Annotated in this window: 27 protein-coding genes and 1 tRNA gene; 12 read left to right on the forward strand and 16 right to left on the reverse strand. The window is 74.5% G+C overall.

The features are described from left to right. Positions 1 to 45 precede the first annotated feature (45 nt). Positions 46 to 702, forward strand: a complete 657-nt coding sequence (locus EV189_RS04890; protein ID WP_130491769.1) for a ThuA domain-containing protein — start codon at positions 46 to 48, stop codon at positions 700 to 702. A gap of 38 nt (positions 703 to 740) precedes the next feature. Here the strand turns inward: EV189_RS04890 and EV189_RS04895 are convergent, their stop codons facing one another. The 5 genes from EV189_RS04895 to EV189_RS04915 all read right to left on the reverse strand — a co-directional run bounded on the left by EV189_RS04895 (position 741) and on the right by EV189_RS04915 (position 4,391). Next, positions 741 to 1,508 carry a CPBP family intramembrane glutamic endopeptidase gene (locus tag EV189_RS04895; RefSeq protein ID WP_130491770.1) on the reverse strand — a complete coding sequence of 256 codons (768 nt, stop codon included), beginning with the start codon at positions 1,506 to 1,508 and terminating at the stop codon, positions 741 to 743. Positions 1,509 to 1,574: 66 nt separating this feature from the next. Further along, positions 1,575 to 2,924 carry a hypothetical protein gene (locus EV189_RS04900; RefSeq protein WP_130491771.1) on the reverse strand — a complete coding sequence of 450 codons (1,350 nt, stop codon included), beginning with the start codon at positions 2,922 to 2,924 and terminating at the stop codon, positions 1,575 to 1,577. After that, positions 2,921 to 3,265, reverse strand: a complete 345-nt coding sequence (locus tag EV189_RS04905; RefSeq protein WP_130491772.1) for a hypothetical protein — start codon at positions 3,263 to 3,265, stop codon at positions 2,921 to 2,923. The genes EV189_RS04900 and EV189_RS04905 overlap by 4 nt, the downstream gene beginning before the upstream one ends. Before the next feature lie 113 nt (positions 3,266 to 3,378). Further along, positions 3,379 to 3,888 (reverse strand): DUF1360 domain-containing protein, encoded by a 510-nt coding sequence (locus EV189_RS04910; protein ID WP_130491773.1) that lies wholly within the window; start codon positions 3,886 to 3,888, stop codon positions 3,379 to 3,381. Next, positions 3,885 to 4,391 (reverse strand): DUF1360 domain-containing protein, encoded by a 507-nt coding sequence (locus EV189_RS04915; RefSeq protein ID WP_231116063.1) that lies wholly within the window; start codon positions 4,389 to 4,391, stop codon positions 3,885 to 3,887. The genes EV189_RS04910 and EV189_RS04915 overlap by 4 nt, the downstream gene beginning before the upstream one ends. Before the next feature lie 82 nt (positions 4,392 to 4,473). Between EV189_RS04915 and EV189_RS04920 the strand changes: the two genes are divergently transcribed. After that, positions 4,474 to 6,114 carry a phytoene desaturase family protein gene (locus EV189_RS04920; RefSeq protein ID WP_130491775.1) on the forward strand — a complete coding sequence of 547 codons (1,641 nt, stop codon included), beginning with the start codon at positions 4,474 to 4,476 and terminating at the stop codon, positions 6,112 to 6,114. A 1-nt stretch (position 6,115) separates the two neighbouring features. On the opposite strand, the gene EV189_RS04925 is transcribed toward EV189_RS04920, so the two are convergent. Next, positions 6,116 to 6,559 carry an SRPBCC family protein gene (locus EV189_RS04925; protein ID WP_130491776.1) on the reverse strand — a complete coding sequence of 148 codons (444 nt, stop codon included), beginning with the start codon at positions 6,557 to 6,559 and terminating at the stop codon, positions 6,116 to 6,118. Positions 6,560 to 6,624: 65 nt separating this feature from the next. Here EV189_RS04925 and EV189_RS04930 point away from each other — a divergent pair, with 65 nt between their 5' ends. Continuing rightward, positions 6,625 to 7,008 carry a hypothetical protein gene (locus tag EV189_RS04930; RefSeq protein ID WP_130491777.1) on the forward strand — a complete coding sequence of 128 codons (384 nt, stop codon included), beginning with the start codon at positions 6,625 to 6,627 and terminating at the stop codon, positions 7,006 to 7,008. Here EV189_RS04930 and upp read toward each other — a convergent pair. After that, positions 7,005 to 7,664: a uracil phosphoribosyltransferase gene (gene upp / locus EV189_RS04935; protein ID WP_130491778.1), complete on the reverse strand. Its 660-nt coding sequence runs from the start codon at positions 7,662 to 7,664 to the stop codon at positions 7,005 to 7,007. The two genes, EV189_RS04930 and upp, sit on opposite strands and share 4 nt — an antisense overlap. Before the next feature lie 487 nt (positions 7,665 to 8,151). Here upp and EV189_RS20055 point away from each other — a divergent pair, with 487 nt between their 5' ends. From EV189_RS20055 to EV189_RS04955, 5 genes are all read left to right on the forward strand, one after another. After that, on the forward strand, positions 8,152 to 8,325 hold the full coding sequence (locus tag EV189_RS20055) for a hypothetical protein (protein ID WP_165400136.1): 174 nt from the start codon (positions 8,152 to 8,154) through the stop codon (positions 8,323 to 8,325). A gap of 97 nt (positions 8,326 to 8,422) precedes the next feature. After that, on the forward strand, positions 8,423 to 8,941 hold the full coding sequence (locus EV189_RS04940) for a tRNA adenosine deaminase-associated protein (protein ID WP_130491779.1): 519 nt from the start codon (positions 8,423 to 8,425) through the stop codon (positions 8,939 to 8,941). Positions 8,942 to 9,004: 63 nt separating this feature from the next. Further along, the gene (locus tag EV189_RS04945) at positions 9,005 to 9,454 is read left to right on the forward strand and encodes a tRNA adenosine deaminase-associated protein (RefSeq protein WP_130491780.1); all 450 of its coding nucleotides are present in this window, start codon (positions 9,005 to 9,007) and stop codon (positions 9,452 to 9,454) included. Positions 9,455 to 9,506: 52 nt separating this feature from the next. Then, positions 9,507 to 9,959 (forward strand): tRNA adenosine(34) deaminase TadA, encoded by a 453-nt coding sequence (gene tadA, locus EV189_RS04950; RefSeq protein ID WP_130491960.1) that lies wholly within the window; start codon positions 9,507 to 9,509, stop codon positions 9,957 to 9,959. Positions 9,960 to 9,977: 18 nt separating this feature from the next. Further along, positions 9,978 to 10,064 (forward strand) — tRNA-Ser (locus EV189_RS04955). A 32-nt stretch (positions 10,065 to 10,096) separates the two neighbouring features. Here EV189_RS04955 and EV189_RS04960 read toward each other — a convergent pair. Together EV189_RS04960 and EV189_RS04965 are read right to left on the reverse strand one after the other, a co-directional pair. Next, positions 10,097 to 11,467 (reverse strand): sensor histidine kinase, encoded by a 1,371-nt coding sequence (locus tag EV189_RS04960; RefSeq protein ID WP_231116065.1) that lies wholly within the window; start codon positions 11,465 to 11,467, stop codon positions 10,097 to 10,099. Next, complete coding sequence (locus EV189_RS04965) at positions 11,464 to 12,147, reverse strand: response regulator transcription factor (RefSeq protein WP_130491781.1); 684 nt, start codon at positions 12,145 to 12,147, stop codon at positions 11,464 to 11,466. Before EV189_RS04965 ends, EV189_RS04960 begins: the two co-directional genes overlap by 4 nt. 149 nt (positions 12,148 to 12,296) lie before the next feature. Between EV189_RS04965 and EV189_RS04970 the strand changes: the two genes are divergently transcribed. Both EV189_RS04970 and EV189_RS04975 read left to right on the forward strand, forming a co-directional pair. Further along, the gene (locus tag EV189_RS04970; protein ID WP_130491782.1) at positions 12,297 to 13,451 is read left to right on the forward strand and encodes a LolA family protein; all 1,155 of its coding nucleotides are present in this window, start codon (positions 12,297 to 12,299) and stop codon (positions 13,449 to 13,451) included. A gap of 141 nt (positions 13,452 to 13,592) precedes the next feature. Continuing rightward, positions 13,593 to 14,519, forward strand: coding sequence for a cation diffusion facilitator family transporter (locus tag EV189_RS04975; RefSeq protein ID WP_130491783.1), 927 nt, complete (start codon positions 13,593 to 13,595; stop codon positions 14,517 to 14,519). A gap of 22 nt (positions 14,520 to 14,541) precedes the next feature. On the opposite strand, the gene EV189_RS04980 is transcribed toward EV189_RS04975, so the two are convergent. Both EV189_RS04980 and EV189_RS04985 read right to left on the reverse strand, forming a co-directional pair. Then, a complete protein-coding gene (locus EV189_RS04980; RefSeq protein WP_130491784.1) occupies positions 14,542 to 15,543 on the reverse strand; it encodes an aldo/keto reductase in 1,002 nt (333 codons plus the stop codon). Next, entirely contained in the window at positions 15,540 to 15,992 is a 453-nt protein-coding gene (locus EV189_RS04985) for a MerR family transcriptional regulator (protein ID WP_231116066.1), read from the reverse strand. The genes EV189_RS04980 and EV189_RS04985 overlap by 4 nt, the downstream gene beginning before the upstream one ends. Before the next feature lie 264 nt (positions 15,993 to 16,256). On the opposite strand from EV189_RS04985, the gene EV189_RS04990 reads away from it, so the two are divergent. Beyond that, entirely contained in the window at positions 16,257 to 17,168 is a 912-nt protein-coding gene (locus tag EV189_RS04990; protein WP_130491785.1) for an alpha/beta hydrolase family protein, read from the forward strand. 69 nt (positions 17,169 to 17,237) lie between these two features. On the opposite strand, the gene arr is transcribed toward EV189_RS04990, so the two are convergent. Both arr and EV189_RS05000 read right to left on the reverse strand, forming a co-directional pair. Continuing rightward, entirely contained in the window at positions 17,238 to 17,666 is a 429-nt protein-coding gene (arr, locus tag EV189_RS04995) for an NAD(+)--rifampin ADP-ribosyltransferase (RefSeq protein WP_407938112.1), read from the reverse strand. A 94-nt stretch (positions 17,667 to 17,760) separates the two neighbouring features. Further along, the gene (locus EV189_RS05000) at positions 17,761 to 19,233 is read right to left on the reverse strand and encodes an MFS transporter (RefSeq protein ID WP_130491787.1); all 1,473 of its coding nucleotides are present in this window, start codon (positions 19,231 to 19,233) and stop codon (positions 17,761 to 17,763) included. 222 nt (positions 19,234 to 19,455) lie between these two features. On the opposite strand from EV189_RS05000, the gene EV189_RS05005 reads away from it, so the two are divergent. Continuing rightward, positions 19,456 to 20,097 carry a TetR/AcrR family transcriptional regulator gene (locus EV189_RS05005; RefSeq protein ID WP_231116067.1) on the forward strand — a complete coding sequence of 214 codons (642 nt, stop codon included), beginning with the start codon at positions 19,456 to 19,458 and terminating at the stop codon, positions 20,095 to 20,097. A 16-nt stretch (positions 20,098 to 20,113) separates the two neighbouring features. Here the strand turns inward: EV189_RS05005 and EV189_RS05010 are convergent, their stop codons facing one another. From EV189_RS05010 to EV189_RS05020, 3 genes are all read right to left on the reverse strand, one after another. Beyond that, positions 20,114 to 21,424, reverse strand: coding sequence for an HNH endonuclease signature motif containing protein (locus tag EV189_RS05010; protein ID WP_130491789.1), 1,311 nt, complete (start codon positions 21,422 to 21,424; stop codon positions 20,114 to 20,116). Between the two features lie 397 nt (positions 21,425 to 21,821). Beyond that, the gene (katG, locus tag EV189_RS05015; protein WP_130491790.1) at positions 21,822 to 24,062 is read right to left on the reverse strand and encodes a catalase/peroxidase HPI; all 2,241 of its coding nucleotides are present in this window, start codon (positions 24,060 to 24,062) and stop codon (positions 21,822 to 21,824) included. Next, on the reverse strand, positions 24,059 to 24,526 hold the full coding sequence (locus EV189_RS05020) for a Fur family transcriptional regulator (protein WP_130491791.1): 468 nt from the start codon (positions 24,524 to 24,526) through the stop codon (positions 24,059 to 24,061). The genes katG and EV189_RS05020 overlap by 4 nt, the downstream gene beginning before the upstream one ends. Positions 24,527 to 24,567: the final 41 nt, after the last annotated feature.

Below are 24,567 nucleotides of genomic sequence, written 5' to 3' on the forward strand. Positions count from 1 at the left end.
AGACCCCCCGGACCCGCTGGCAGCGGCGACACGGAGGATGGGCGCATGAGCGACCCGGTCCGCACCCTCGTCTTCACGCGCACCACGGACTACCGGCACGACTCGATCCCCGCCGCGGTGGCCGCGCTGCAGGCGCGTCCCGAGCTCGAGGTCGTCGCGAGCGAGGACCCGGGCGACGTCGCGCGCAGCGGGGAGTTCGAGGTCGTCGCCTTCGTCTCCACCTCCGGCGACTGCCTCGACGACGCGGCCCGCGAGGCGCTGCAGGCCCACGTGCTCGGTGGCGGGGGCTTCGTCGGTGTCCACTGCGCTGCCGTCACCGAGGCCGGTTGGCCGTGGTACGGCGAGCTGCTCGGCGCCCGTTTCGCCGGCCACCCCGAGGGCGTGCAGCCGGGGACGGTCGTGGTCGAGGATGCCGCCCACCCGTCCACCGCGCACCTGCCGGCCCGCTGGGGCTTCGTGGACGAGTGGTACGCGTTCACCCAGGTCCGCCCGGACCTGCACCTGCTGCTCAGCGTCGACGGCGCCAGCATCGACGCGGGGGACCACGCGATGCCGGCGCCCCACCCGCAGGCCTGGCAGCGCGAGCTCGGCAGCGGGCGCTCGTGGTTCACCGCGCTCGGGCACGGCGACGAGGCCTGGGCGGACGAGGCGTTCCTCGGGCACGTGCTGGGCGGCATCGCCTGGGCGGCCGGGCGCTACTAGCGCCTCCCCACCGTCGCGGCGGGACCGGGCCGCGCTGCTCAGCCCGTGGGGAGCCAGCCCACCTTGCCGGCGAGCAGGGCGTAGCCGACGAAGGCGACGCTGTCGATCAGCGTGTGCGCGAGGAACAGCGGCATCACGCGCCCCCACCGGCGGTAGACCAGCACGAAGACGACGCCCATCACGACGTTGCCCGCGAAGCCCCCGATGCCCTGGTAGAGGTGGTAGGACCCGCGCAGCAGCGCGCTGGCGACGAGGGTCGCCCGCCAGGACCAGCCCAGCTGGTCCAGCCGCCGCAGCAGGTAGCCGACGACGACGACCTCCTCGAGGAAGGCGTTCTCCGCGGCGGAGAGCAGCAGCACGGGGATCCGCCACCACACGGCCGGCAGCGTCGTCGGCACCACGGTGAGGTTGGCGCCGAGCCCGCGGGCGGTGAGGTAGAGCGCGAGGCCGCTGCCGCCGATCGTCGCCGCGAGCAGCGCTCCGAGCCGCAGGTCGAACCACGGTCGCCGCCCGTCCAGGCCGACGGACCGGCGCTCGTCGCCGGTCTGGCGCAGCAGGTGCAGGGCGAGGAACGCGGGCACCAGTGCACCCAGGACCGCGACCAGCTGCTTGCTGAGGTCCAGCCAGGGCCGACCCGGCGCGCGCGAGCTGTTGAGGTGGGCCGACTGCGCGGCCAGCCCGCCCGGCGTCGTGAGGTCCCCGAGGAAGTCGACCAGCGCCCAGATCCCGGACAGCCCGAGCGAGACGCCCAGGACGAGCAGCACCTCGGTGCGCAGCGCCCGGCGGTCGAGCAGCGTGGCGATCACGGGAGCGCAGCCTACGTGCGGTCCCTGCGCGGGACCTGGGAGAGCGGGAGCAGGGAGCAGCCGTCCTCACGCCGCCCTCCGGACCGGCCGCCACCGCGAGGTGTCCGCCCGCTCGCCGTCGAGGAAGCCGGCGGCCGCCGCACGCCAGCGGGCGAGCACGGGGGCGTCGGTGGGCAGCGCGTCCGCGGCACGCGCGTACGCCGCGAGGTCGTGGTTGCCGACCACGCTCCCGGTCTGCCGCCCGAAGGTCGCGGTGACCAGACCCGGGGAGTCCCGGTTGGCCCGCCCGTCGAGCGCCGGCACCAGGTCCTCGCGGTCCTCCACGGCGAGCACCTCCACCCCTGGCGGCGCACTGCGGCGGCCCAGCGGCGACCCGGCGGTGATCACGCACCGGACCGACCATCGGGCGCGGACGGCGGGGTCGGAGGCGAGGGCGACCGCCGCGAGCCCGCCCAGGCTGTGGCCGGCGAGCAGCAGGGGCGCGCCCGCCGGCACCCCGGCCTGGTCGAGGGCGGCGACCACGGCCGCCGCGTACGCGCTGGTGCCGCCGCCGACGAGCGCCAGGTCCCCCGCGAGGTCACGCGGGTCGCTGCCGGGGCGGGGCGACCAGCTCGCCGTGCCCGGCAGCTCGACCACCCAGCGATCCACTCCGTCGCGACCGTGGACGCGGACCACCCCGACACTGCCGTCGGCGTCGCGGCGCGCGACCCCGCGCAGCAGGTCGCCCGGCGTCCGCGGGGGAGCGGCACCGGCACCGTCCGCCGCGTCGCCCCCAGGACCAGGACCAGGACCCGGCAGGGGCAGCGCGGCCCCGTCGCCCGGCGAGTCGGGGACCAGCAGCCCGGCGAGCCGCACCGCCGTCGACCACGGCAGCGCGGGGACGGCCGACGAGACGGGGAGCGGGACGGCGAGGGGGACTGGCGGTCCGGCGAGCGCCGCGCCGGCGGCACCGCCCAGTCCGCCGGCGAGCAGGCCCGCGAGGCGGACGTGCTCGGCTCCGAGGTGGTCCAGGTCCCCGTGCGCCAGCACCGCCCCGGCGACGAGCAGTGGTGAGGCCGCCACCGCCAGCCGGCCCACCTCGTCCTCGACCTGCTGCAGCAGCGCGGTCGCGGCCCGGTCCGCCGCGACCTGCGCCTCGACCGCGAGGCGCAGCTCCGCCGCCAGCCCCTCGGCCCCCGCCGCCGCCGAGCCGCAGTGCTCGCCCGCCCCGGCGAGGGGGCCGCCGACCCGGTGCGCCGCGATCGGGTCGAGCGCGAGCGAGGCCTCCAGGACGGGGGAAGCGGCGACCCGGAGCACGATCGCGAGCAGGCGGAGCAGCGCCTCGGCGCAGGCGTCGTAGCAGCGGGCCAGCGCGAGCATGTCGTCGTGGCGGGCGGTCACGCCGCCGGCGCCGCCCGCGAGCTGCCAGCGGGTCACCCGAGCCCCAGCCGGCCGAGCGCTCGGCGCACGTCCCGGACCACGTGGCCCGGAGCCAGCGCGGAGGCGGTGTGCTCAGCGCCCGCGAGGACCGCTCCCGCCCGGGCCGCGTGCTGGTGCAGGGCGGTCGCCGCGTCGTCGAGCACCTGCGCGGCCGCCGGCAGGGTCGCGAGGTGCTGCTCGGCGCTCGCCGCGAACTCCCCCGCAGCGAGCGAGACCCAGCGCGTCCCGGCCAGGGCGGAGCGCAACCGCGCGTGCTCGGTCCGGGCATCCTCCGCGGCGGAGCCGAGGCGGCGCGCGAGCGCGTGCAGGTCGGCGGCGAGCGCGGCGGACGGGTCCATGCCGAGGACGCTAGGCAGCGGCGGCGACCGGGTCCCCAGTGCGGGGAGCCGCTGTGGACGACCGCACGCCCCGACGCAGCCGTCCGCTGTGGACGCCGGGCCGGGCCGGTGGCTCAGCCCTCGACGGCCTGCTCGCCGGCCGAGTACGCCAGCTGCAGCGCGTCCGCCGCCGTCACCGCGGTCAGCACGCCGGCGGCCATCCGCGTGGCCCGCGGGGCGAGCACGAGCCCGAAGGCGAAGCCGGTCGCCACCCACTGGCCGACGCAGAACGGGCAGGTCACGAGCTCGCCGATGGCGTGCCGGGGACCCGTGCCCACGACCTCCTCGTCGAGCTCGGCCGGTGCCTCCGCCCCGTGGAAGCGGGTGAACGGCGCCCGCAGGGGGCTCGTCACCGGGTCCTTGGTGATCAGCCGCGAGAGCTTGTGCGTCGCCACCGAGACCAGCGCCAGGTCGGCCGCCGAGATCCGCTCGGGCAGCTCGCGCCCGGACGCGCGGACCACCGCACCACCGGCGACGACGGCCGCGGCGTAGGTCCCCATCAGGGCGAGGAACGACCCCAGCGGACGGTCCTCGTCCGGCGAGTACGCCTGCTCGACCTCCCGCAGCGCGCGCACGCCGCTCATCCCTCCGCCGCCTGCTCGGCCTGGGCGTACAACAGCTGGAGGAAGTCGGCGCCCGCGACGGCCGTCAGCACCGAGGTGACGGCGCGGGTCTGGCGCGGCGCGACGAAGAACCCCGCCGCCAGCGAGGTCGCGATCCACTGGCTGAGGCAGAACGGGCAGGTGAGGAGCTCGCCGATCGCCCGGCGCGGTCCGTCGACGCGCATCTCCTCGTGCAGCTCGCTGGGGCCCGACGTCCCCGCGAAGCGGGTGAACGGCGCGCGCAGCGGCGAGGTCACCGTGCCCTTGGTCAGCACGCGCGAGGCCTTGAACGTCGCGACGGAGAGCAGGGCGATGTCGCCCGGGGCCAGCCGCTCCCGCCTGCGGGCCAGCGTCGTCAGCGTGCCGAGCCCGAGGGCGGCGTAGAGGCCGACCAGCGCGGTGTAAGTGCCCAGGGGGCGGTCCTCGTCGCCGGCGTACGCGTGCTTGTGCTGGCGCGCCCTCTCGATCACGGTCGGCTGCGTCACGTGCTGGCCCTCCTGCTGCTCTGGTCGCGGGGTGCGCGGCCCGGCGGGCCTGCCCTCTGCGTACCCGGCGGCTCCCGGGGGCATGCCAGCAGCGACGAGCGGGAGGAAGGGGGACGGCGTGCCTGAGGTGGTGGACGCGGTCGTCGTCGGAGGAGGCCACAACGGCCTGGTGGCGGCCAACCGGCTGGCCGACGCCGGCTGGGACGTCGTCGTCCTCGAGGCGCAGCCGGAGGTGGGCGGGGCCGTGCGCAGCGGCGAGGTGGTCCGGCCGGGCTTCGTCACCGACCTCTACAGCTCGTTCTACCCGCTGTCCGCCGCCTCCCCGGCGATCCGGTCGCTGCGCCTGGAGGAGCACGGGCTGCGCTGGAGGCACGCGCCGAGCGTCGTCGCGCACCCGCTGCGCGACGGTCGCGCGGCGGTGCTCAGCCGGGACCTCGACGCGACCGCCGCGTCCGTGGAGTCGTTCGCCCCGGGGGACGGCGCTGCGTGGCGCGAGGTCTTCGCGGAGTGGCAGCGCATCCGCGACCCGCTGCTGAGCGCGCTGTTCACCCCGATCCCGCCGGTCGGCGGTGCGCTCGGGATCCTCCGCCGGCTCGGCGCTGTGCAGACGCTGCGCTTCGTGCGGTTCGCGCTCACTCCCGTGACGTCGTACGGGCGCCAGCAGTTCCGCGGCGAGGGCGCACCCCTGCTGTTCGCCGGCAACGCCATGCACAGCGACCTGTCCCCGGACGGAGCGGGCTCGGCGCTGTTCGGCTGGCTGCTCTGCATGCTCGGCCAGGACGTGGGCTTCCCGGTCCCCGAGGGCGGGTCCGGCCGGTTGGTCGGCGCGATGGTCTCGCGGCTCGAGCGCGCGGGCGGCCAGGTGCGCACGTCGTCCCCGGTCGCGCGGGTCACGATGGCCGGCGGCCGGGCCACCGGCGTCGTGCTCGAGGGCGGCGGGGAGATCCGCGCCCGCAAGGCGGTCCTCGCGGACGTGTCAGCCCCGATGCTCTACGAGCGCCTCGTCGGGCGCGAGCACCTCAGCCCGCGCTTCTGCCGCGACCTCGACTCCTTCGAGTGGGACGACGCCACCCTCAAGGTCAACTGGGCGCTCTCGGGCCCCGTCCCGTGGAAGGCGGAGGGCTGCCGCGGCGCCGGCACCGTCCACGTCGGCGTCGACATGGCCGACCTCACCGACTACAGCGCCGACCTCAAGACCGGGCGCATCCCGCAGCGGCCGTTCATGCTCTTCGGCCAGACGACCACGGCCGACCCCACGCGCTCGCCCGTCGGCACGGAGTCCACCTGGAGCTACACCCACCTGCCCCGGCGGCACCCGCTGGACGACGCCGCGCTGGACCGGCACGTCGAGCGCATGGAGGACACCCTCGAGGAGTACGCCCCCGGCTTCCGCGACCTCGTCCTGGACCGGGGCGTGCAGCGCCCGCGCGACCTCCAGGGCCACGACGCGAGCCTCGACATGGGGGCGGTCAACGCGGGGAGCTCGAACCCGAGCCAGCTGCTCGTCCTGCGCCCCACGCCCGGGCTCGGCAGGCCGGAGACGCCCGTCGAGGGCCTCTTCCTCGCCAGCGCGAGCGCGCACCCGGGCGGTGGCGTGCACGGTGCGCCGGGCTGGAACGCGGCACGGGCCGCGCTGCTGCGCGACTCCCGCCTGGGGAGCGTCGCCGCCAAGGGCTTCCTCGCCGCGACCCGCTACCTCACCGGCGGGCTCGCCAGCAGTTGAGTCAGCGGCGCCGGTTCTCCGCGACCAGCGCGAGGCGGCGGAGCGACTCGCGATTGCGGGGCACGATGGACGCCGTCCGCAGCGGCGCGGGCAGGAACCTGCCGGGGCCCTCGCTCACGTCCTCGAGGATCGTCACGCGGGTGCCCTCGGGCACGGGCTCCAGGCGGACCTCCACCGTCGCCTCCCCGAGCGGCCAGCCGCGGGCCTGCAGCTCGAGCAGCGCCTCGGGCTCGGAGCGCTTCACCGAGGTCGTGTCCGACAGCAGCAGCGGCCAGGACCCGACGCTGTGGTGGATGCGGGACCCGGGGGAGGGCCAGGTCGCGTCGACGTCGCGGATCGCCGAGGCGCCCACGACCCAGTTCGCGTAGGCCCAGCCGTCCGCGAGCACCGCCCACACGGCGGCGGGCGTGGCGCGGATCGTCCGGTCGACGGGGTTGCGGTCCATGCGGGTCGCCTACCCGGTTGCGCTGGGGGGAAGCACGTCCACCAGGCAGCAGCGGCGATCGGGGGGTGCGAGCAGTGCGGGACGTCGACCTCGGCGCGTTGATCGCGTCGGCCGTGGGCCTGCAGTGGGCCTTCAACTACTTCACCAGCATCCGGTGGGGTCCCCTCGGGAAGCGAGCACGGCTGGCCCGACGCGCCGAGGTGACGGCACACCGGTCACGGGCGCGGCATCCTGGCCCGTACGCGCACCCGGGGGAGCATCCGCGGCTCGCGCGCGCGGCCGAGCGCTCCCGTCGCGGTAGCGGAGTCGTCCTCGTCGTCCTCGCGGGCTACTGGACGGCGAGGTGCACCTCGAGCCCGCTCCCCCTGCCCGCTGCCCTGGGGCTCGGCGCCGCGCTCGCCGTCGCTGGGGTCGCGCTGGTGCTCGCGCCCGTCCCCCGCTGGCGCTAGGAGACCGTGCCGTACAGCCGGTCGCCCGCGTCCCCGAGCCCCGGGACGATGTAGCCCTGCTCGTTGAGCCGCTCGTCGAGCGCGGCGACCACGACGCGGACGTCGAGGGGCGAGCCGTCGCGGCCGGTGATGCCGTCGAGCTCGTGCTGCATGCGCGTGATGCCCTCGGGTGCGGCGAGCAGGGCGATGCAGGTGACGGGGCCGGCTCCGCGGTCGGCGAGCAGGCGGACAGCCGCGGCGAGCGTGCCACCGGTCGCGAGCATCGGGTCCAGGACGTAGCACTGGCGCCCTGCGAGGTCGTCGGGCAGCCGCGTCGCGTACGTCGAGGCGAGCAGCGTGCCCTCGTCGCGCACCATGCCGAGGAAGCCCACCTCGGCCGTCGGTAGCAGCCGGGTCATCCCGTCGAGCATGCCGAGCCCCGCACGCAGGATCGGGACGACGAGCGGCTTCGGCGAGCTCAGCCGCACACCGGTCGTCGTCGTCACCGGGGTGCGGATGTCCATGGGCTCGACCCGCACGTCGCGGGTGGCCTCGTACGCGAGCAGGGTGACGAGCTCGTCCGCCAGCCGGCGGAAGGTCGGCGAGTCGGTGCCCTCGTCGCGCAGCACCGTGAGCTTGTGGGCGACGAGCGGGTGGTCGACGACGTGCGTGCGCATGCCCGAACCGTATCGGCCGCTCCCAGGGCGGCGGGACTGCTCCGGGCGGCCGAGCCGCTGCTGGTAGCACGGCCTACGGCTCCGCGGCGTACGGGTCGACACGCACCGGCGGGGGCAGAGGGTCGTCTGGGGGAGCACGTGCGCTCCGCCCAGCGCGGTCCTGCTCCCCTCGGCGCGTGTCGCCGCGCTGGTGGACCCAGGGCGCCACGACAGGGAGCAACCTGCGGCGAGGGGGAGCGATCGTCGTCGCTGTCGCTGCGGGTTGCTCCGCGTGGTGCAGCGCCGTACGGGTCGACACGCACCGGCGGGAGCAGAGGGTCGTCCCGGGGAGCGCGTGCGCTCCGGCCCGCGCGGTCCTGCTCCCCTCGGCTCGTGTCGCGAGGCCGTCGACCCCCCGCCGCCACGCGTGCGACCTGCGCCACGGCGTGCTCGCGCGCGGACGTGGGTAAGCGCACCTGCGACGGGGACCGAGCGGGAGGGGTACGGCATGACGCAGACGAGCACCCGGGAGCAGGACCGCGAGCGGCTGCGGCGGCGCGCGCAGCTGCTCCGCGAGATCGCCGAGGGGCGCGAGCTCCGCGGTCGGGTGACGCCGCGGCGCACGCACCTGCAGCGGTTGCGGACGATGGCGTACATGCGGACGTTCAGCCGGCCCATCTGATCGTCTCAGCCCCTGGTCCGGCGCCCTCGCGCCGGAGGGGTGACGGGTGTCACACTGCTGCAGCACGCCACCACCGTCGAGGACGCGGGAGGTCGAGATGACGGCCATCGGCGACGGGGGCTCGACCTTCGCCCCCTGGGAGTCCGCTCCGGGCGACTTCGCCGTGGCGGCCTACCGCGAGGACGGCGTCTGGCACGTCTCCCCGCTCCCGGGCCGTGCCGCGGAGGACCTCGCCGCGCTGGTCTCCGCTCTGCTGCAGCGCCCTCCGGACGGCGCCCCGCTCGCGTTCGTGGCCGTCGACGACGACTTCTGGGTGGTGGCCCGCCGGGTGGGCCCCGACGTGCGGCTGGTGCTCTCCGACGCGACCGCCGCCAGCGAGTGGCCGATCGCCCGCGAGGTCCTCGACGCGCTCGGCGAGCCCGTGCCCGACGACGACGAGCCGCAGGTCGTCGGCGACCTCGGGCTGCTGGCCGACCTCGGGCTCGGCGCCGGCGAGGTCGAGGACCTGTGCGACGACGAGCTCTACCCGGACGAGGCCTGCCTCGAGATGGCGAGCCGGCTCGGCTTCGGGGCTCAGCTGCGCCAGGTGCTGCGGGTGGGCTCCCCCGCGTACTGAGCGGGGTGGTTCCGCCGCGCGGGACGGGGAAGCACCGGCTGAGGAGCTCCCGAGGAGGTCGACGTGTCGTACTTCGCCGCCCTGCTGTCCCGTGACGGCGGCCCGTGGCAGCCGCGCGAGATCGACGCGGACGGGCACCGCGACCTCGACGCGCTCGCGGTCGCCATGCGCCGCGGCAGCCGTGACGACACGGTCGCGCTGCTCCTGCTCGAGCACGAGGACGAGTGGTTCGCGCTCGTCCGAGCCGACGACGGGGACGACCCGCGGGTCTTCGTGTCGCACGCGCGTGGCGCGGCCTCCTCGGCCTACGCGGAGGTCCTCGGCTTCGACCCGGAGCTCGCCGAGGACGAGCCGGAGGAGCCGGCTGGCGACGCCGAGGTGCTCGCCGACCAGGGCGTGCCCGCGGAGCTGCTGCTCGAGCTCGCCGGCGAGGACGGGCCGGACGTCTCCGACGCGGTCAGCGAGGTCGCGGAGAAGGCGGGCTTCGGCGAGGTCCTCGACGCGATGAGGTAGCCGTCGCGGCACACTGGCGGGCGTGCCCCCTGCCGAGCGCTACGCCCCCTGGATGCGGCTCGCGCTCGAGGAGGCCGAGCGGGCGCTGCACGCGGGTGACGTTCCCGTCGGCGCGGTCGTGGTCGACGCGGCAGGACAGGTGGTCGCGGCCGGCCACAACGAGCGCGAGGCCGCCGGCGACCCGACCGCGCACGCGGAGGTGCTCGCCCTGCGCCGGGCCGCGGAGGCGCTCGGGGCCTGGCGGCTCGAGGGCTGCACGCTCGTCGTCACGCTCGAGCCCTGCGTCATGTGCGCGGGTGCCGTCTCGCTGTCCCGCGTGCAGCGCCTCGTGTTCGGCGCGTGGGACCCCAAGGCCGGAGCGGTCGGCTCGCTGTGGGACGTCGTGCGCGACCGCCGGCTCCCGACGCGCACCGAGGTGGTCGGCGGGGTGCTGGAGGACGAGTGCGGCGCGCTGCTCCGGGCGTTCTTCGCCACCCACCGGGGAGGTACGCACGAGGTGCCCTGAGCCGGTATCGTTCCTCCCGGTGGCGTGTCCGAGCGGCCAAAGGAGCACGCCTCGAAAGCGTGTGAGGGGGCAACTCCTCCGTGGGTTCAAATCCCACCGCCACCGCAGCTGAGGGCGGCTCCCGACGGGAGCCGCCCTCATGCATCGACGGACGGGTGCACCAGCACGTCGGCCGCCGGCAGCCGCACCACCGCGGTCGACGCCGCCTCGAACGCCACGCTCCCGCCCCCGGCGGTGACGAGGTCCCGGACGATGGCGAGGCCCAGGCCCGTACCTCCCGCGTCGCGGCTGCGGGCGTCGTCGAGCCGGGCGAAGCGCTCGAAGACCCGCTCCCGGTCCTCCTCGGGGACGCCCGGACCGTCGTCCGTGACCTCGAGCACGACGGAGCCGCCGTCGCGCCCGGCGCGCACGTCGACGGCCGAGGTCGCGTGGCGCACGGCGTTGTCGACGAGGTTCTGCACGACGCGGCGCAGCGCGTCGGGCTCGGCGCGCACGCGGGTGTCGCCGTCGACCGAGCAGCCGACGCGCACGCGCCCGCCGGTCGTGCCCACGACCGCGGCGACGACGGCGGCGACGTCGGTCACCGGCCGCGTCGTGCTGGCGGCGGGCGCTGCGTCGACCCGCGCGAGCAGCAGCAGGTCGTCGACGAGGCGCGTGAGCCGCCCGACGTCCTCGAGCACGCCCTCCGCGGTCTCGTCCCAGTCGGCGGAGCTGGGGTGCGCCCGGGTCACCTCGACCTGGGTGCGCATGGAGGCCAGCGGGCTGCGCAGCTCGTGGGCGGCGTCGGCGACGAAGGCCCGCTGCCGCAGGGAGGCCTGCTCGAGCCGGTCGATCATCCGGTTGAGCGTCATCGCGAGGCGCTGCACCTCGTCTCGGCCCGCGGGGACGGGAAGCCGGCCCATCCGCGTACCCCCGGTCAGCGCCTCCGCGCCGGCGCGGAGGTCCTCGACGGGGCGCAGTGCCGACCCGACGACGAACCAGCACAGCAGCGCGAACGCCACCAGCAGCAGCGGCACGAGGACGACCAGCGAGACGGTCACCAGCCGCACGCTCGAGCGCGCCTCCGCGGCGGAGACCGCGACGAGCACGGTGCCGCTGCCCGCGGGCGCCCCGACGAGGCGCATGTCGGAGGAGAGGCCGACGCGCGAGGCGGCGAGCTCGACCGAGCCGCCGTGACGCAGGTACGCGACGTCACGCGGCGCCACGAGCGGGACCACGCGGTCACCCCCGAGCGAGGCGGCGGAGACGCGGCCCTGCCCGTCGAGCACCTGCACGACGGCGGTGCCCACCCCGAGCGGGACCGGGTCCGGCAGCCGGTCCTCCTCGACCAGCGTGGCGACGTCGCGCGCCCGCTCGCGCCCGCTGTCCTCGAGCCCCTTGAGCAGCGACTGGTCCATCGCGGCGACCAGCGCCACCGCCATGACGACCAGACCGGCGGCCACGACGCCGGTCGCGATCGCCGTGATGCGGACGCGCAGCCCGACGTCGCGCAGCCGGGGCATGCTCATCGCACGCCGCCGTCGCCGTGGAGCCGGTAGCCCACGCCGCGCACGGTCTCGATGGTGCGGCGGCCGAACGGCGCGTCGATCTTCTTGCGCAGGTAGCCGATGTAGACCTCGACGACGTTGGGGTCGCCCTCGTAGTACGTGTCCCACACGTGCGCCAGGATCTCGCTCTTGCTGACGACGGAGTCCTTCTCCCGCAGGAGGTACTCGAGCAGGGCGAACTCCCGCGGGGTCAGCGCGACCTCCGTCTCGCCGCGCGTGACGATGCGCCGGCTGGGGTCGAGCACCAGGTCGCCGGCGCGCAGCTCGGCCGGTCGCTCGGGGGCACCACGGCGCAGCAGCGCGCGCAGCCGGGCGACGAGCACGACGAACGAGAACGGCTTCGTCAGGTAGTCGTCGGCGCCGATGTCGAGGCCGTCGGCCTGGTCGTACTCGCCGTCCTTCGCGGAGAGCATGAGCACCGGCACCCAGTTGCCCTCGGCGCGCAGCGCCTGGCAGACGCGGTAGCCCGAGAGCCGGGGCAGCATGACGTCGAGGACCACGGCGTCGTAGCCGCCCTCACGGGCGGCGTGCAGCCCGTCGAGCCCGTCGCCCGCCACGTCCACGGCGAAGCCCTCCGCGCGCAGCCCGCGCTGCAGGGCCAGCGCCATCCGCGCCTCGTCCTCCACGACCAGTACCCGCATGGGCAGCAGCCTCCCGCAGTCCGGCTGTGGATCTGCTGAGGCGGGCCCGGCGGCTGGTCTTCAGCGACCCTCAGCCTCCCCACAGCAGCCGTCGCGCACAGTGGACGACATCAGCAAGACAGGCACCAAGGACGTGGGGAGCGAGTCTCGTGAGCACCATCCCGAAGTCGGTCAAGTGGGGCGTCCCGGCCGTGGTCGGCACCGCCCTCGCCGCCGGCCTGGCCGTCATCCCGGTGGTGGCCGGGGCCAGCCCGTCCCTCCCGAGCCGGACGCCCGCCCAGCTGCTCGAGAGCGTGCAGCACAGCGGCTCGACGCCGTTCTCCGGCCGCATCGTCCAGACCTCCCGGCTCGGGCTCCCGCAGGTCCCCGGGCTCTCCTCGCTCGTGCCGCAGGCGGCATCGAGCGCCGCGGCCGGCACCTCCGGCAGCGCGACGGTCGGCTCGCTGGTCGAGCTGCTCACCGGCTCGCACAACGCCCAGGTCTGGTACGCCGGGCCGACGAAGGCGCGCGTCTCGCTCACCGCCGGCTCCACGGAGACCGACGCGGTGCGCGACGGGCGCGACGCGTGGTTCTGGACGAGCAGCAGCACGACCGCCCAGCACGCGACGCTGCCCGCGGACACCGACGACGCGCTCTCCTCCGCCGCCGCGTCCGTGACGCCGAGCGCGGTGGCCGACCAGGCGCTCGCCGCGATCAGCCCCACGACCGACGTCACCGTCGACGGCACGGCCAAGGTCGCCGGGCGCTCGGCGTACGAGCTCGTGCTCAAGCCCAAGCAGAGCGGCTCGCTCGTCCGCCAGGTGCGGCTCGCCGTCGACAGTGACACCAGCGTGCCGCTGCGCGTGCAGGTGTTCAGCACCCAGGCGACGGAGGCCGCGTTCGAGGTCAGCTTCAGCTCGGTGAGCTTCGACAAGCCCGACGATTCGGTCTTCGCCTTCCAGGCCCCGAGCGGCACCAAGGTCGTCGAGACCGGCCCGGCTGAGGTCGGGGACGGCTCGAAGGCCGACGAGGGGCGCAAGGCGCTCGCCGGAGTGGGACGCGAGGCGGCGCCGGGCGACCGCAGCGGGTTCGACGTGCTCGGGACCGGATGGACGTCCGTGCTGCAGGTCAAGGCGGGCGACGGCTCGGCCAAGGAGGCGAAGGACGCGGTCGCCAAGCTGCCCGTCGGCACGGAGGTCTCCGGCTCGTACGGCTCGGGCAAGCTCATCGAGACCGCGCTCGTCGACGTGCTCGTGCTCGAGGACGGCCGCGTGCTCGCCGGCGCCGTCACGCCGCAGGTGCTGGAGCAGGCCGCCGCGGGCTGAGGGCTGCCTCACGCTCGGCACTGCTGAGAGGCCCGTCCCGCTCGCCGGGGCGGGCCTCCTCGTCTGCCGGGCTCGTCCTGCGGAGGGCCCGGCGACCTGCCGGCCCGTACGCTGGAGGGCCGGACGACGCGGGGAGGTGCGGTGGGGCAGGGCCACTCCCACAGCCACAACCACTCCCACGCGACGGCCGGGCAGCGGCACCGCGGGCGGCTCTGGACGACGCTCGCCATCACCGCCGCGGTCGTCGTGCTGGAGGCGGTCGGCGCCCTCGTCACCGGCTCGGTCGCCCTCGTCGCCGACGCCGGGCACCTGCTCTCCGACGCCGCCGGGATCGGGCTCTCGCTGCTCGCCACCGCGTACGCCGGGCGTCCGGCGACCTCGCAGCGCACCTTCGGCTGGCAGCGCGCCGAGATCCTCGCCGCGCTCGCGAACGGCGTGCTGCTCGTGCTGGTCTCGGCGTACGTCCTCGTCAGCGGCGTGCGGCAGGTCCTGCACCCGGGGCACGTGGACGCCGCCCCCATGCTCGTCGTCGCCGCGGTGGGTGCGGCGGCGAACGGCGCCTCGCTGCTGCTCCTCCGCGAGGGCTCGCGGGAGAGCCTGAACCTGCGCGGGGCCTACCTCGAGGTGCTGGGCGACCTGCTCGGCGCGCTCGCCGTCGTCGTCGCCGGTGCGGTGGTGCTGGCCACCGGGTGGCGGCGCGCGGACGGCGTCGCGGCCCTCCTGGTCGGCGCGATGATCGTCCCGCGGGCGCTGGCGCTGCTGCGGGAGGCCGCGGACGTCCTGCTCGAAGCCACGCCGCGGGGCGTCGACCTCGGGCACGTCCGCGACCACATGCTGCGGATCCCCGGCGTCGTCGACGTGCACGACCTGCACGCCTGGACCATCACCTCGGGAGTCCCGGTCCTCTCCGCGCACGTCGTCGTCGAGGACGACCGGCTCACCTGCGGCAGCGGCGGCGTGCTCGACGCGCTGGGCGAGTGCCTCGGCGGCCACTTCGACGTGGGGCACTGCACGTTCCAGGTGGAGCCGGCCGGGCACCGGGAGCACGAGCACTCGTCGCACGACTGAGCGCCCGTGCCCCGGGCTGGGTTCAGCGGTCGATCGAGGACATGTCCGGGTAGCGCTCGCCCTGCGTCGCGCCGACCGGCGCGACCTCGTCGAGCCGCGCGAGGTCCTTGTCGTCGAGCACCACGTCGTTGGCGCCGGCGTTGTCCTCGAGGTGCGGGATGCGCCGCGTGCCCGGGATCGGCACGACCGCGGTCCGCTCCGTCGACTGCGCCATCACCCAGGCGAGCGCCAGCTGCCCGGGCGTGCACCCCTTCTCCTCGCTGATCTCCCGCACACGGGCGACCATGTCGAGGTTCTTCGTGAAGTTCTCGCCCTGGAAGCGCGGGTTGTGCCGGCGGAAGTCGTCGGCGTCGAAGTCCTCCGGCGAGGTGATCTGGCCGGTGAGGAAGCCGCGGCCGAGCGGGCTGTAGGCGACCCAGCCGATGCCGAGCTCGCGCACCGTGTCGAGCGCGCCGTCGGTCTCCGGGTCCCGCGTCCAGAGGGAGTACTCCGTCTGCAGCGCGGTGATCGGGTGCACGGCGTACGCCCGGCGGATGGTCGCGGGCGACGCCTCGGAGAGCCCGAGGAAGCGCACCTTGCCGGCCTGGACGAGCTCGGCCATCGCGCCGACGGTGTCCTCGATCGGGGTCTTCGGATCGACGCGGTGCTGGTAGTAGAGGTCGATGTGGTCGACGCCGAGCCGCTGCAGGGAGGCGTCGCACGCCTTGCGCACGTAGTCGGGGCTCCCGTCGATGCCGAGCCGCTCGCCGTTCGGGCCACGCACGTTGCCGAACTTCGTCGCCAGCACGACCTCGTCGCGCCGGTCGGCGATCGCCCGGCCCACGAGCTGCTCGTTGATGAACGGCCCGTACATGTCGGCCGTGTCGAGGAACGTGACACCGAGGTCGAGCGCTCGGCCGATCGTGGCGAGCGACTCGCTGTCGTCGCGGGCGCCGTAGAACTCGCTCATGCCCATGCAGCCGAGGCCCTGCTGGGAGACCTCGAGGGCGGCGGCACCGGTGCCGAGCGTGCGGGTGGTGGTCATGGGAGTGCCTTCCGGTAGAGGGCGATCTTGAGGTCGATGTGCTCGAGGTCGTGCTGGGCCTGCGCGAGCCGCTCGCGCAGTACGTCGCGGTGGGCCTCGAGGATCTCCAGGCGCTCGGCCTCGTTGCCGTCGCCGGCCCAGCACAGCTCGACGTAGTCCCGGACGACCCGGATGGGCATGCCGGTCGAGCGGAGCCGGGTGAGGAAGCGCAGCCAGCTGAGGTCGCGGTCGTCGTAGCGCCGGCGGCCGGTCGCGTCCCGGCGCGGGCTGCGCACCAGGCCCGCGCGCTCGTAGTAGCGCAGGGTGTGCGGCGTGAGGCCCGTGAGCGCCGCGACCTCCGCGATGTCGTACGCGGTGTCCTGCTCGGTGTCCTGCTCGCCAGCGGCGGTCTGCTGGTGCGCCTCGCCGTCGAGCGACTGGGGCGGCGTCTGCGTCAGCGTCTGGGTCACAGCAGGAGCGTGCCCCTTCGAGCGCGCTCGAAGTCAAGCGGGAGGCGTCGTCGTCGTCACACCGCAGGGGGAGTGCGAGGCCCGCGCCGGTTGCTTGACTCTTGTCTGGATTGCGGACTAACGTCCCGGCCATCGCGAGGGTGTGACCGTTAACACGTCATTCGCGAGAGCGGTCCGGTCCCGTGACGGCGACGACCCGACCAGCCGACCCATGCCCGCCCGGGACGTACCCCGGGGCGGTCCCCCGCGTCCACAGGAGCACGCATGCGCTACTCGCGCGTCATCCCGGCCATCCTCGCGGCAGGGGCCCTCGGCCTCGTCGCCAGCAGCAGCACCGACGTCTCCGCCTCGACGCGGAACGAGCAGTCCTCGCTCTCGCGCACCTTCCCCGTCGTGCGGGAGGCCGGGCCCGGGGCCGAGCAGTACACCGCCTACTACCCGGCCGACCCGAAGGCCGTGGGCCACGACCTGCCGATCGTCGTGTTCGGCAACGGCGCCTGCAACCACGCCAGCGACATCGAGTACATCACCACGCTCGAGCTCGTCGCCTCGCACGGGTTCCTCGTCGTCTCGGAAGGCTACTACGCCGGAGCGCCCGCCGGTGTGAGCAACGCCCCCGACCCCTCGCTGCTGACCAAGGCGATCGACTGGGCGCAGGCCCAGGACCGCGCCCACGGCAGCGACCTGCGCCACCACGTCGACACGTCGAGCATCGCCGTGGCGGGCCACTCCTGCGGCGGCATCGAGGCCCTCGTCGCCGGCGAGGACCCGCGGGTCGACGCCGTCCTCGCCCTGGACACCGGCTTCTTCCCGACGAGCGCGCCGTTCGGCTACGGCCGCGACGAGCTCGCGAAGCTGCACTCGCCGGTGCTGTTCCTCGACGGCGGGCCGGACGACATCGCGTACGAGAACTCGGTCGCGAACTACGGGCTCGTCACCGTGCCGGCCATCCACGCCACCAACCCGGACGCCGGGCACGCGGGCTTCTGGCACAACACCCGCAAGATGCAGTGGGACATGACGCTCACGCCCGAGGCGGCGACGGTCATCGTGCAGTTCCTCGACCTGGCGCTGTACGGCAACCAGGGCGCCGACGCGTACTTCCGCGGGGCGCACCCGGGGCTGGCCGCGGTCCCCGGCTGGAGCGTGGAGAGCAAGGACTTCCCGACCTCGTGACGTCGGGTCGTCCCAGCTGAGCTGGTCTGGACGGGCGGGGCTCCGGCCCCGCCCGTCCGTCGTCACTCGCTAGTCGATGATCAGGTCGCGGCCCTCGCCGCGCAGCCGGGCCAGCGACGCGAGCATCGCGTCGACCTCGGCGGACGAGTGCCGCGGCCAGTCGAGCACCTCGCCGACCACCCGGAGGGGGTCGCGGGACCGGTACGACCGGGTGGGGTTCCCGGGGAACCGCTTGTCGGTGACGTTCGGGTCGTCCTCGAACGGGCCGGTCGGCTCCACCTCGTAGACCCGGCCGGTCACGTCGTCCTGCTCCCCGGCGAGCCCGGCGGCGGCGAGGCCGGCGGCGAGCTCCGCGCCCCAGGCGGCCGTCTCCGGGCGGGTCGTGAAGTACACGTGCACCAGGGGCTGTCCGGGCCGGAAGTGCGAGGGTCGCCCGGGCTCGATGAGGTCGCCCGGCGCGAGCACGGCCCTGGTGCCGTGGAGGAACGGCCCGGTGATGTGGTCGTGGTCGTCGAGCGTGGCGGGCGGGGGTGTCGTCGCGTCGTCGAGCACGCGTCCGATGCTCCCACCCGCCGTTGCGACCGTGCTCCGGCTAGTGCGGGTCCTCGACCGAGCGGGAGTCGGTGAGGGTGAGCGCGCCCCACCCGGCGACGAGGCCGACGACGACGGCCAGCGTCGCGTACGTCACCCGCTCGCCGTGGAAGAACGAGGCCACGAGCGCGCTGCCCCACCGGCCCTCGGGCAGGCTCGCCGTGACCAGCGCGGCGATGAGGGTGCCGACCACCGCGGTGCCGATGCTCGTGCCGACCTCCTGGGCGGTGTCGTTGAGCGCGGCGCCGATCGAGGTGCGGTTCTCGGGCATGGCGTCGACGAGCGCGACGGCGCAGATCGTCATGACGATGCGCAGGCCGACCGTCATGAGGACCATGCCGACCGCGACCGCGGCGTAGCCGTGGTCCACGCCCCAGGCGAGCTCGGCGAGCGCGCCGGCGAGGAGGACTGCGCCGACGAGGCAGGCGACGCGGTGGCCGAAGCGCTGGCCGAGCTGCTCGGCGACCGGAGTGGCAGCGAGCATCGTGAGGATGAAGGGCAGGTTCGCCAGGCCGGCGCGCACCGGGCTCCAGCCGTAGGCGAACTGGAAGTGCAGGATCAGCCCGAACATCACCCCGGCCATGGCGATCGACGTCCCGACCTGGGCGAGCGAGGCGCCGCGCACGGTGCCGCTGGTGAAGACGCCGAGGTCGAGCATGGGCTGCTCGGTGGCGCGCTCGTGGCGGACGAACGCCACGAGGGCGACGAGGGCGCCGGCGGCGCAGAGCAGCGTGGGGAGCGAGAGCCAGCCGTGCTGCACGCCGCTGGTGGCGGAGTAGCAGGCGAGCCCGATGGTCGCGATGCTCAGCACGGCGCCGGGGAGGTCGAGCCGGTCGCCGGTGAGGTCCTCGCGCCGGTCGGCGGGGACGCCGAACCGGACACCGACCCAGGCGAGCAGCGCCAGCGGTGCGTTGACGACGAGCAGCCACTCCCAGCGGACATGCGCGAGTGCCGTGCCGCCGAGCAGCGGGCCGAGGATGAAGCCGCTCATGCCGACGACGATCATCACCGTCATCGCCCTCATGCGCAGGGCCTGCTCCTCGAACAGGCGGAACACCAGCGAGTTCGTGACCGGCGCCATCGCCGCGGCAGCGAGGCCGAGCGCAGCGCGCAGGACGATGAGCTGCCCCGCGGACTCGACGACGACGACCGCGAGGCTGATGGTGCCGAACGCCGCGAGGCCGCTGAGCAGCACCCGCCGGCGACCGAGCCGGTCGGCGGCCGAGCCCGCCGTGAGGAGCAGGCCGCCGAAGGTCAGCGAGTACGCGCCGGTGACCCACTGCAAGGCGGTCGTCCCGCTGCCGAGGTCGCGCCCGATCGTCGGCAGCGCGATGGTCAGCAGCGTGTTGTCGACCATCTCGACGAAGAAGGCGAGGCAGAGGGCGAGCAGGGGGATCCACGCCGCCCGCAGGGAGGCGTAGGTCGTGCTGCTGGCGGCCGGAGCGGCCGCGGGGGGAGCGGTGGTGGAGCTCATGGGGCACCTCCCGGTGGGACCGAACGTCGTTCGACTCTCGAACGCTGTTCGGTAGGATAGAACAACGTTCGGTACGGCGCAAGGTGTGGTGGGATGGTGGGCATGGCACGGCGGGCAGTGGGGGACGAGGCGGGCCCTGCTCCACGGGCGCAAGGTCCGCGGGCGGCAGGTCCGCGGGCGGGAGGTGCGCGGCGGCGCGCCTCGCACTCGCTCGAGGCCGTGGTGCGCGAGACGGTAGCGCTGCTCGACGAGGCGGGGGAGCCGTCGCTCACCTTCCGCGCCCTCGCGGCCCGGCTCGGGGGCGGTGTCGGCAGCATCTACTGGTACGTCTCGAGCAAGGACGAGCTCCTCGACCGCGCGACCGACGCGGTCCTCGCCGAGGTCGTCGCCCAGACGGAGCAGTACGCGGGCCGCGCCGACGACCCGGTCGAGGACGTGCGGGCGATCGCGGTCGCGCTGTTCGAGGCGGTGGTGGCTCGGCACTGGCTCGGCGCGTACCTCATGCGGGACACGACCCTGCAGCCCCACGCGCTGCAGCTGTTCGAGCGGATCGGCGAGCAGGTCATGCGGCTCGGGCTCGGCCCGCGCGACTGCTTCCACGCGGTCTCGGCCGTCATCGGCTTCGTCGTCGGCACCGCGGCCGACCTCGGACAGCAGGCGCCGCAGGAGGTCCTCGACGGCCGGGTGACCGCGGAGGAGTACATGACCCGCTTCGCCGACCAGTGGCGCAGCCTCGACCCGGAGGCGTTCCCGTTCGTGCACTTCATCGTCGAGGAGTTCGCCGGCCACGACGACACCGAGCAGTTCCAGGCAGGCCTGGACCTGCTGCTCGAGGGCCTGCGCGCACGGGCCGCCGGCGCCTGACGGGCGCGTGGGACGGTCACCACAGCCCCGTGGTGGTGCCGGGGTTGCGGTCGCTCGCGTGGGTGGCGGGTACGGGTGGTCCGCCGTCGGGTGGTCGCCAGCGGAGGAGTCCTGGTCGGTCGGGGTCGGGCTCGAGCTGCCAGCCTCCTTGGTGGAGGAGATGGTGGTGCCTGCTGCAGAGCAGGCACATGTTGGTGAGGTCGGTGGGGCCACCGTCGGACCAGTGGCGGATGTGGTGGGCTTGGACGCGCCTGTTGCGGCAGCTGGGGGCGATGCAGCCGCCGTCGCGTACCCAGAGGGCTCTTTGCTGGGCGCGGGTGGCGAGGCGGGCCTCGCGGCCGAGGGCGAGGGGGACGCCGGGCGCGACGGTGACCGCGAGACCAGCCACATCGACCGCACCCTCCCGCTCTCCGGTCCCGCACGCGGCGGTCGTCCTTGCGTGCGGGCTGAGCGTCGAGGTGAGCAGAACGCTGACATTGGCGGTGCAGGTGAGGAACTTCAGCTCCTCCGCGGTGAACGCGGTGCCGAGGATCCCGCAGATCCCGCTGTGCCCGTCGCCGGGGTTGAGCTCGTCGCGCAGCGTGGGGAGGTCGACGACGAGCGTGGTGTCGAGCCGCAGGCTCGTGACGCCCGGCTCGGTGGCGAGGACGGTCTGCACGATCTCGACGAGCGCGTCAGCCTGGCGCTGGGCGGCGGTGCGGAGGTCGACAGTCTGCCCGGGCTCGGGGTTGGGCTGGGAGCCGGCGCGGATCGCCTTCTGCAGCAGCATCCCCTCCGCCTTCGGGAGCCGGCCGGTGATCTCGACCGTGCCGTTGAAGCCGGTGGAGAGCAGCAGGTAGCGGCTGTCGTGGATCCGCTGCGCTTTCTCCTCGCGGGACTCGTCCGCTTCGACCGCGGCTTCGAGCCGGCTCACCGCGGTCCGCACATCGGCAGGTGCCGCCGCCTTGGCGAGCGGGACGAGCATCTCCTCGGCCTCGAGCATGACGTCCGCGCCGAGCCGCTTGTGCCCCGCCGCCATCTCGTCGACGTGGCGGACGGAGATGCTGCCAGTCTGCAGGGCCTCCGCGGTTCGGGGCAGGTCGCGCAGCGCCCGTGCCGCGCTCACCGCTCGGCGCGCGTCGAGCGCGTCCATCCGCGCGTGGTGCCGCAGCCACGCCTGCGCCGTCACCTGGTTGTCGAGCACGAACTCGCCCGCGGCGTCGAACTCCGCCAGCTCAGTGAGGAACTCAGCCTGCAGCCGGGCGATCGCCGCGTGCTTTTCGAGTAGCGTGACCCCGCGCGGGGACCCCGACCGGGGGTCGCGCGACGGGCTGCTGCTCGAGGTCATGCCGACAACGTACAAGCCACCACCGACAGAGCCCGGTCAGCAGAAAGGCTGCCGCACAGCCACTTCGTCGCACCTCGCGGCGGACCCACTTGATCGGGCAGCCTGATCAACTTCACAGACGTCGGCACCCAACACCTGCATGATCACGGGGAGTTCTAGCGAGCAGCGCACGAACTGACCGCCGCCAGCAGGGGATTCCACCCCTTCGGTGAGCACCTCGTCCGTTCTGCCGCCCACGTGATCGGGCTACCCGATCAACTTCCCCGCAGCAGCAGGGAGTCCGCACCTGCCTCGCCGTCTCTCGCCCACGACGTGCATGATCACGGGGAAGTGGCGGGGGCGCGAGACGGCCCGCTCGCACCGGAGTGCGAGCGGGCCGTCGGGCCGTTCGGGCTGGCTACTTCACGTCGTAGCGGTCCAGCATCATGACCTTGTCCCACGCGTCGACGAAGTCCTTGACGAACTTCTCCTTCGCGTCGTCCGCCGAGTAGACCTCCACGATGCCGCGGAGGATCGAGTTCGAGCCGAAGACCAGGTCCACGGCCGTGGCGGTCCGCACCACGGCGCCCGACGCGTCGAGCCCCTCGTAGACGCCCTCGTCGTCGCGCGAGGTCTGCCACGAGATGCCCAGGTCGAGCAGGTTGCGGAAGAAGTCCTGCGACAGCACGCCCGGCTGGTCGGTGAAGACGCCGTGCTTGACCCCGCCAGTGTTGGCCCCGAGGACGCGCAGGCCGCCGACGAGGACGGTCAGCTCCTTCGCGGTGAGCTCGAGGAGGTACGCCTTGTCGATGAGCAGCGTCTCCGGCGAGAGCTTGGCCCCGGGCTTCACCCAGTTGCGGAAGCCGTCGGCCCGCGGCTCGAGCCAGCGGAAGGTGTCGGGGTCCGTCTGCTCCTGCGAGGCATCCGTGCGGCCCGGCGTGAAGGGCACGGTGATCTGGACGCCCGCGTCAGCGGCGGCCTTCTCGACGCCCGCGGCACCCGCGAGCACGATGAGGTCGGCCAGGGAGATCGGCTTCGCGTACGACGCCTTGATCTCCTCGAGCTTGGCGACGACCTCGGCCGTGCCGGCGTTGACCGCCCAGTCCTTCTGCGGCGCCAGGCGCAGGCGCGCGCCGTTGGCGCCACCGCGCTTGTCGGTGCCGCGGTAGGACGCCGCCGCCGACCACGCGGTGTGGACGAGCTGCGGGACCGAGAGGCCCGACTCGAGCACGAGCCGCTTGAGCTCGGCGATCTCCACCTCGCCGACCAGCTCGTGGTCGACCGCGGGGACCGGGTCCTGCCAGAGCTGGACCTCCTGCGGCACCCACGGGCCGAGGTAGCGCGACACCGGGCCCATGTCGCGGTGCAGCAGCTTGAACCACGCCTTCGCGTACGCCGCGGCGAACTCGTCGGGGTTGTCGCGGAAGCGCTCGGAGATCGCGCGGAACTCCGGGTCCTTGATGAGCGCGAGGTCGCTGGTCGCCATCATCGGGCGGTGGAAGACGCCCTCGCGGTGCGCGTCGGGGACCGTCGTCGCCGAGGCGTCGGTGGGCTGCCACTGCTTGGCACCCGCGGGGCTCTCGGTGAGCTCCCACTCGTAGCCGAACAGCGTGTCCCAGTAGGAGTTGTCCCACGTGGTGGGCGTCGGGGTCCACGCGCCCTCGAGGCCGGAGGTGATGGTGTCCTCGGCCTTGCCCTTGCCGTACTGGTTCTTCCAACCGAGGCCGTTGCCGTGGACGGGGCAGCCCTCGGGCTCCGGGCCGACGAGCGAGGGGTCGCCCGCGCCGTGGGTCTTGCCGAAGGTGTGGCCGCCCGCGATGAGCGCGACGGTCTCCTCGCTGCTCATCGCCATGCGGCTGAACGTGACCTTGATGTCGTGCGCCGACGCCACCGGGTCCGGGATGCCCTTGGGGCCCTCGGGGTTGACGTAGATGAGGCCCATCGTGACCGCGCCGAGGTCGCCGCCCTCGAGGTCGAGGGGGTCCTCACCGCTGTAGCGCTCGTCGCCGAGCCAGGTGTCCTCGGGACCCCAGAACGTCTGCTCCGGCTGCCAGACGTCCTCGCGGCCGAAGGCGAAGCCGAAGGTCTGGAAGCCCATGTCCTCGTGCGCGACGTTGCCGGCGAGCACGAGCAGGTCGGCCCAGGACAGGGCGCGGCCGTACTTCTGCTTGATCGGCAGGAGCAGGCGGCGGGCCTTGTCGAGGTTCGCGTTGTCCGGCCAGGAGTTCAGCGGGGCGAAGCGCTGCTCGCCCGAGCCGGCGCCGCCGCGGCCGTCGGCCTGCCGGTAGGTGCCGGCGGCGTGCCACGACATGCGGATGAACAGCGGGCCGTAGTGGCCGTAGTCCGCCGGCCACCAGTCCTGCGACGTCTTCATGACCGAGACGAGGTCGGCCTTGAGCTGCTCGAAGTCCAGGCCCTGCACGGCCGTCTTGTAGTCGAACTCCTCGCCCAGCGGGTCCGCGGCCGGGTCGGTGCGGTTGAGGACGCCGAGGTCGACCTGGTTCGGCCACCAGTCGCGGTTGGTGCGCGGGCGCTCGCTGATGTGCGCGGTCGGGCTCGGGATCGCGGGGTTCTCGCTCTCCGAGGTGCTCGCGGTGGTGTCGGTGCCCTGCGGGCTGGCGCTGGTGTCCCTGGGCTTGGGGTCGGTCGTGTCGGTCACGGTCTGCCTTCCTGCTGGGGGTCGTCTACGGGCGTCTGGAGGGGGCGTCGGCTGCACGCCGCGCAGGTGCCCCAGTAGGTCACCTCGGCCTCGTCGACCGTGAAGCCGGCCGAGTCGGAGGGGTCGAGGCAGGGCGCCTCGCCGACGGCGCAGTCCACGTCGGCGACGGCGCCGCACGAGCGGCACACGACGTGGTGGTGGTTGTCGCCGACGCGCGCCTCGTAGCGGGCGACGGACCCGGCGGGCTGGATGCGCCGCACCAGGCCCGCGTCCGTGAGCGCGCGCAGCACGTCGTAGACGGCCTGGTGGGAGACCGCGCTGAGGTCCTGGCGCGCGGCGCCGATCAGCGTGTCCGTGTCGGCGTGCGGCCGGTCGTGGACGGCCAAGAGGACCGCGACCCGCGGCCGGGTGACGCGCAGCGACGCCGAGCGCAGCAGGCGCTCGGCGTCAGCGGCGGTGGTCACGGGACGACCCTGCCCTACTTCCTTGAATGATTCAAGTCCCG

It is taken from the genome of Motilibacter rhizosphaerae, assembly GCF_004216915.1.
Lineage (GTDB): Bacteria > Actinomycetota > Actinomycetes > Motilibacterales > Motilibacteraceae > Motilibacter > Motilibacter rhizosphaerae.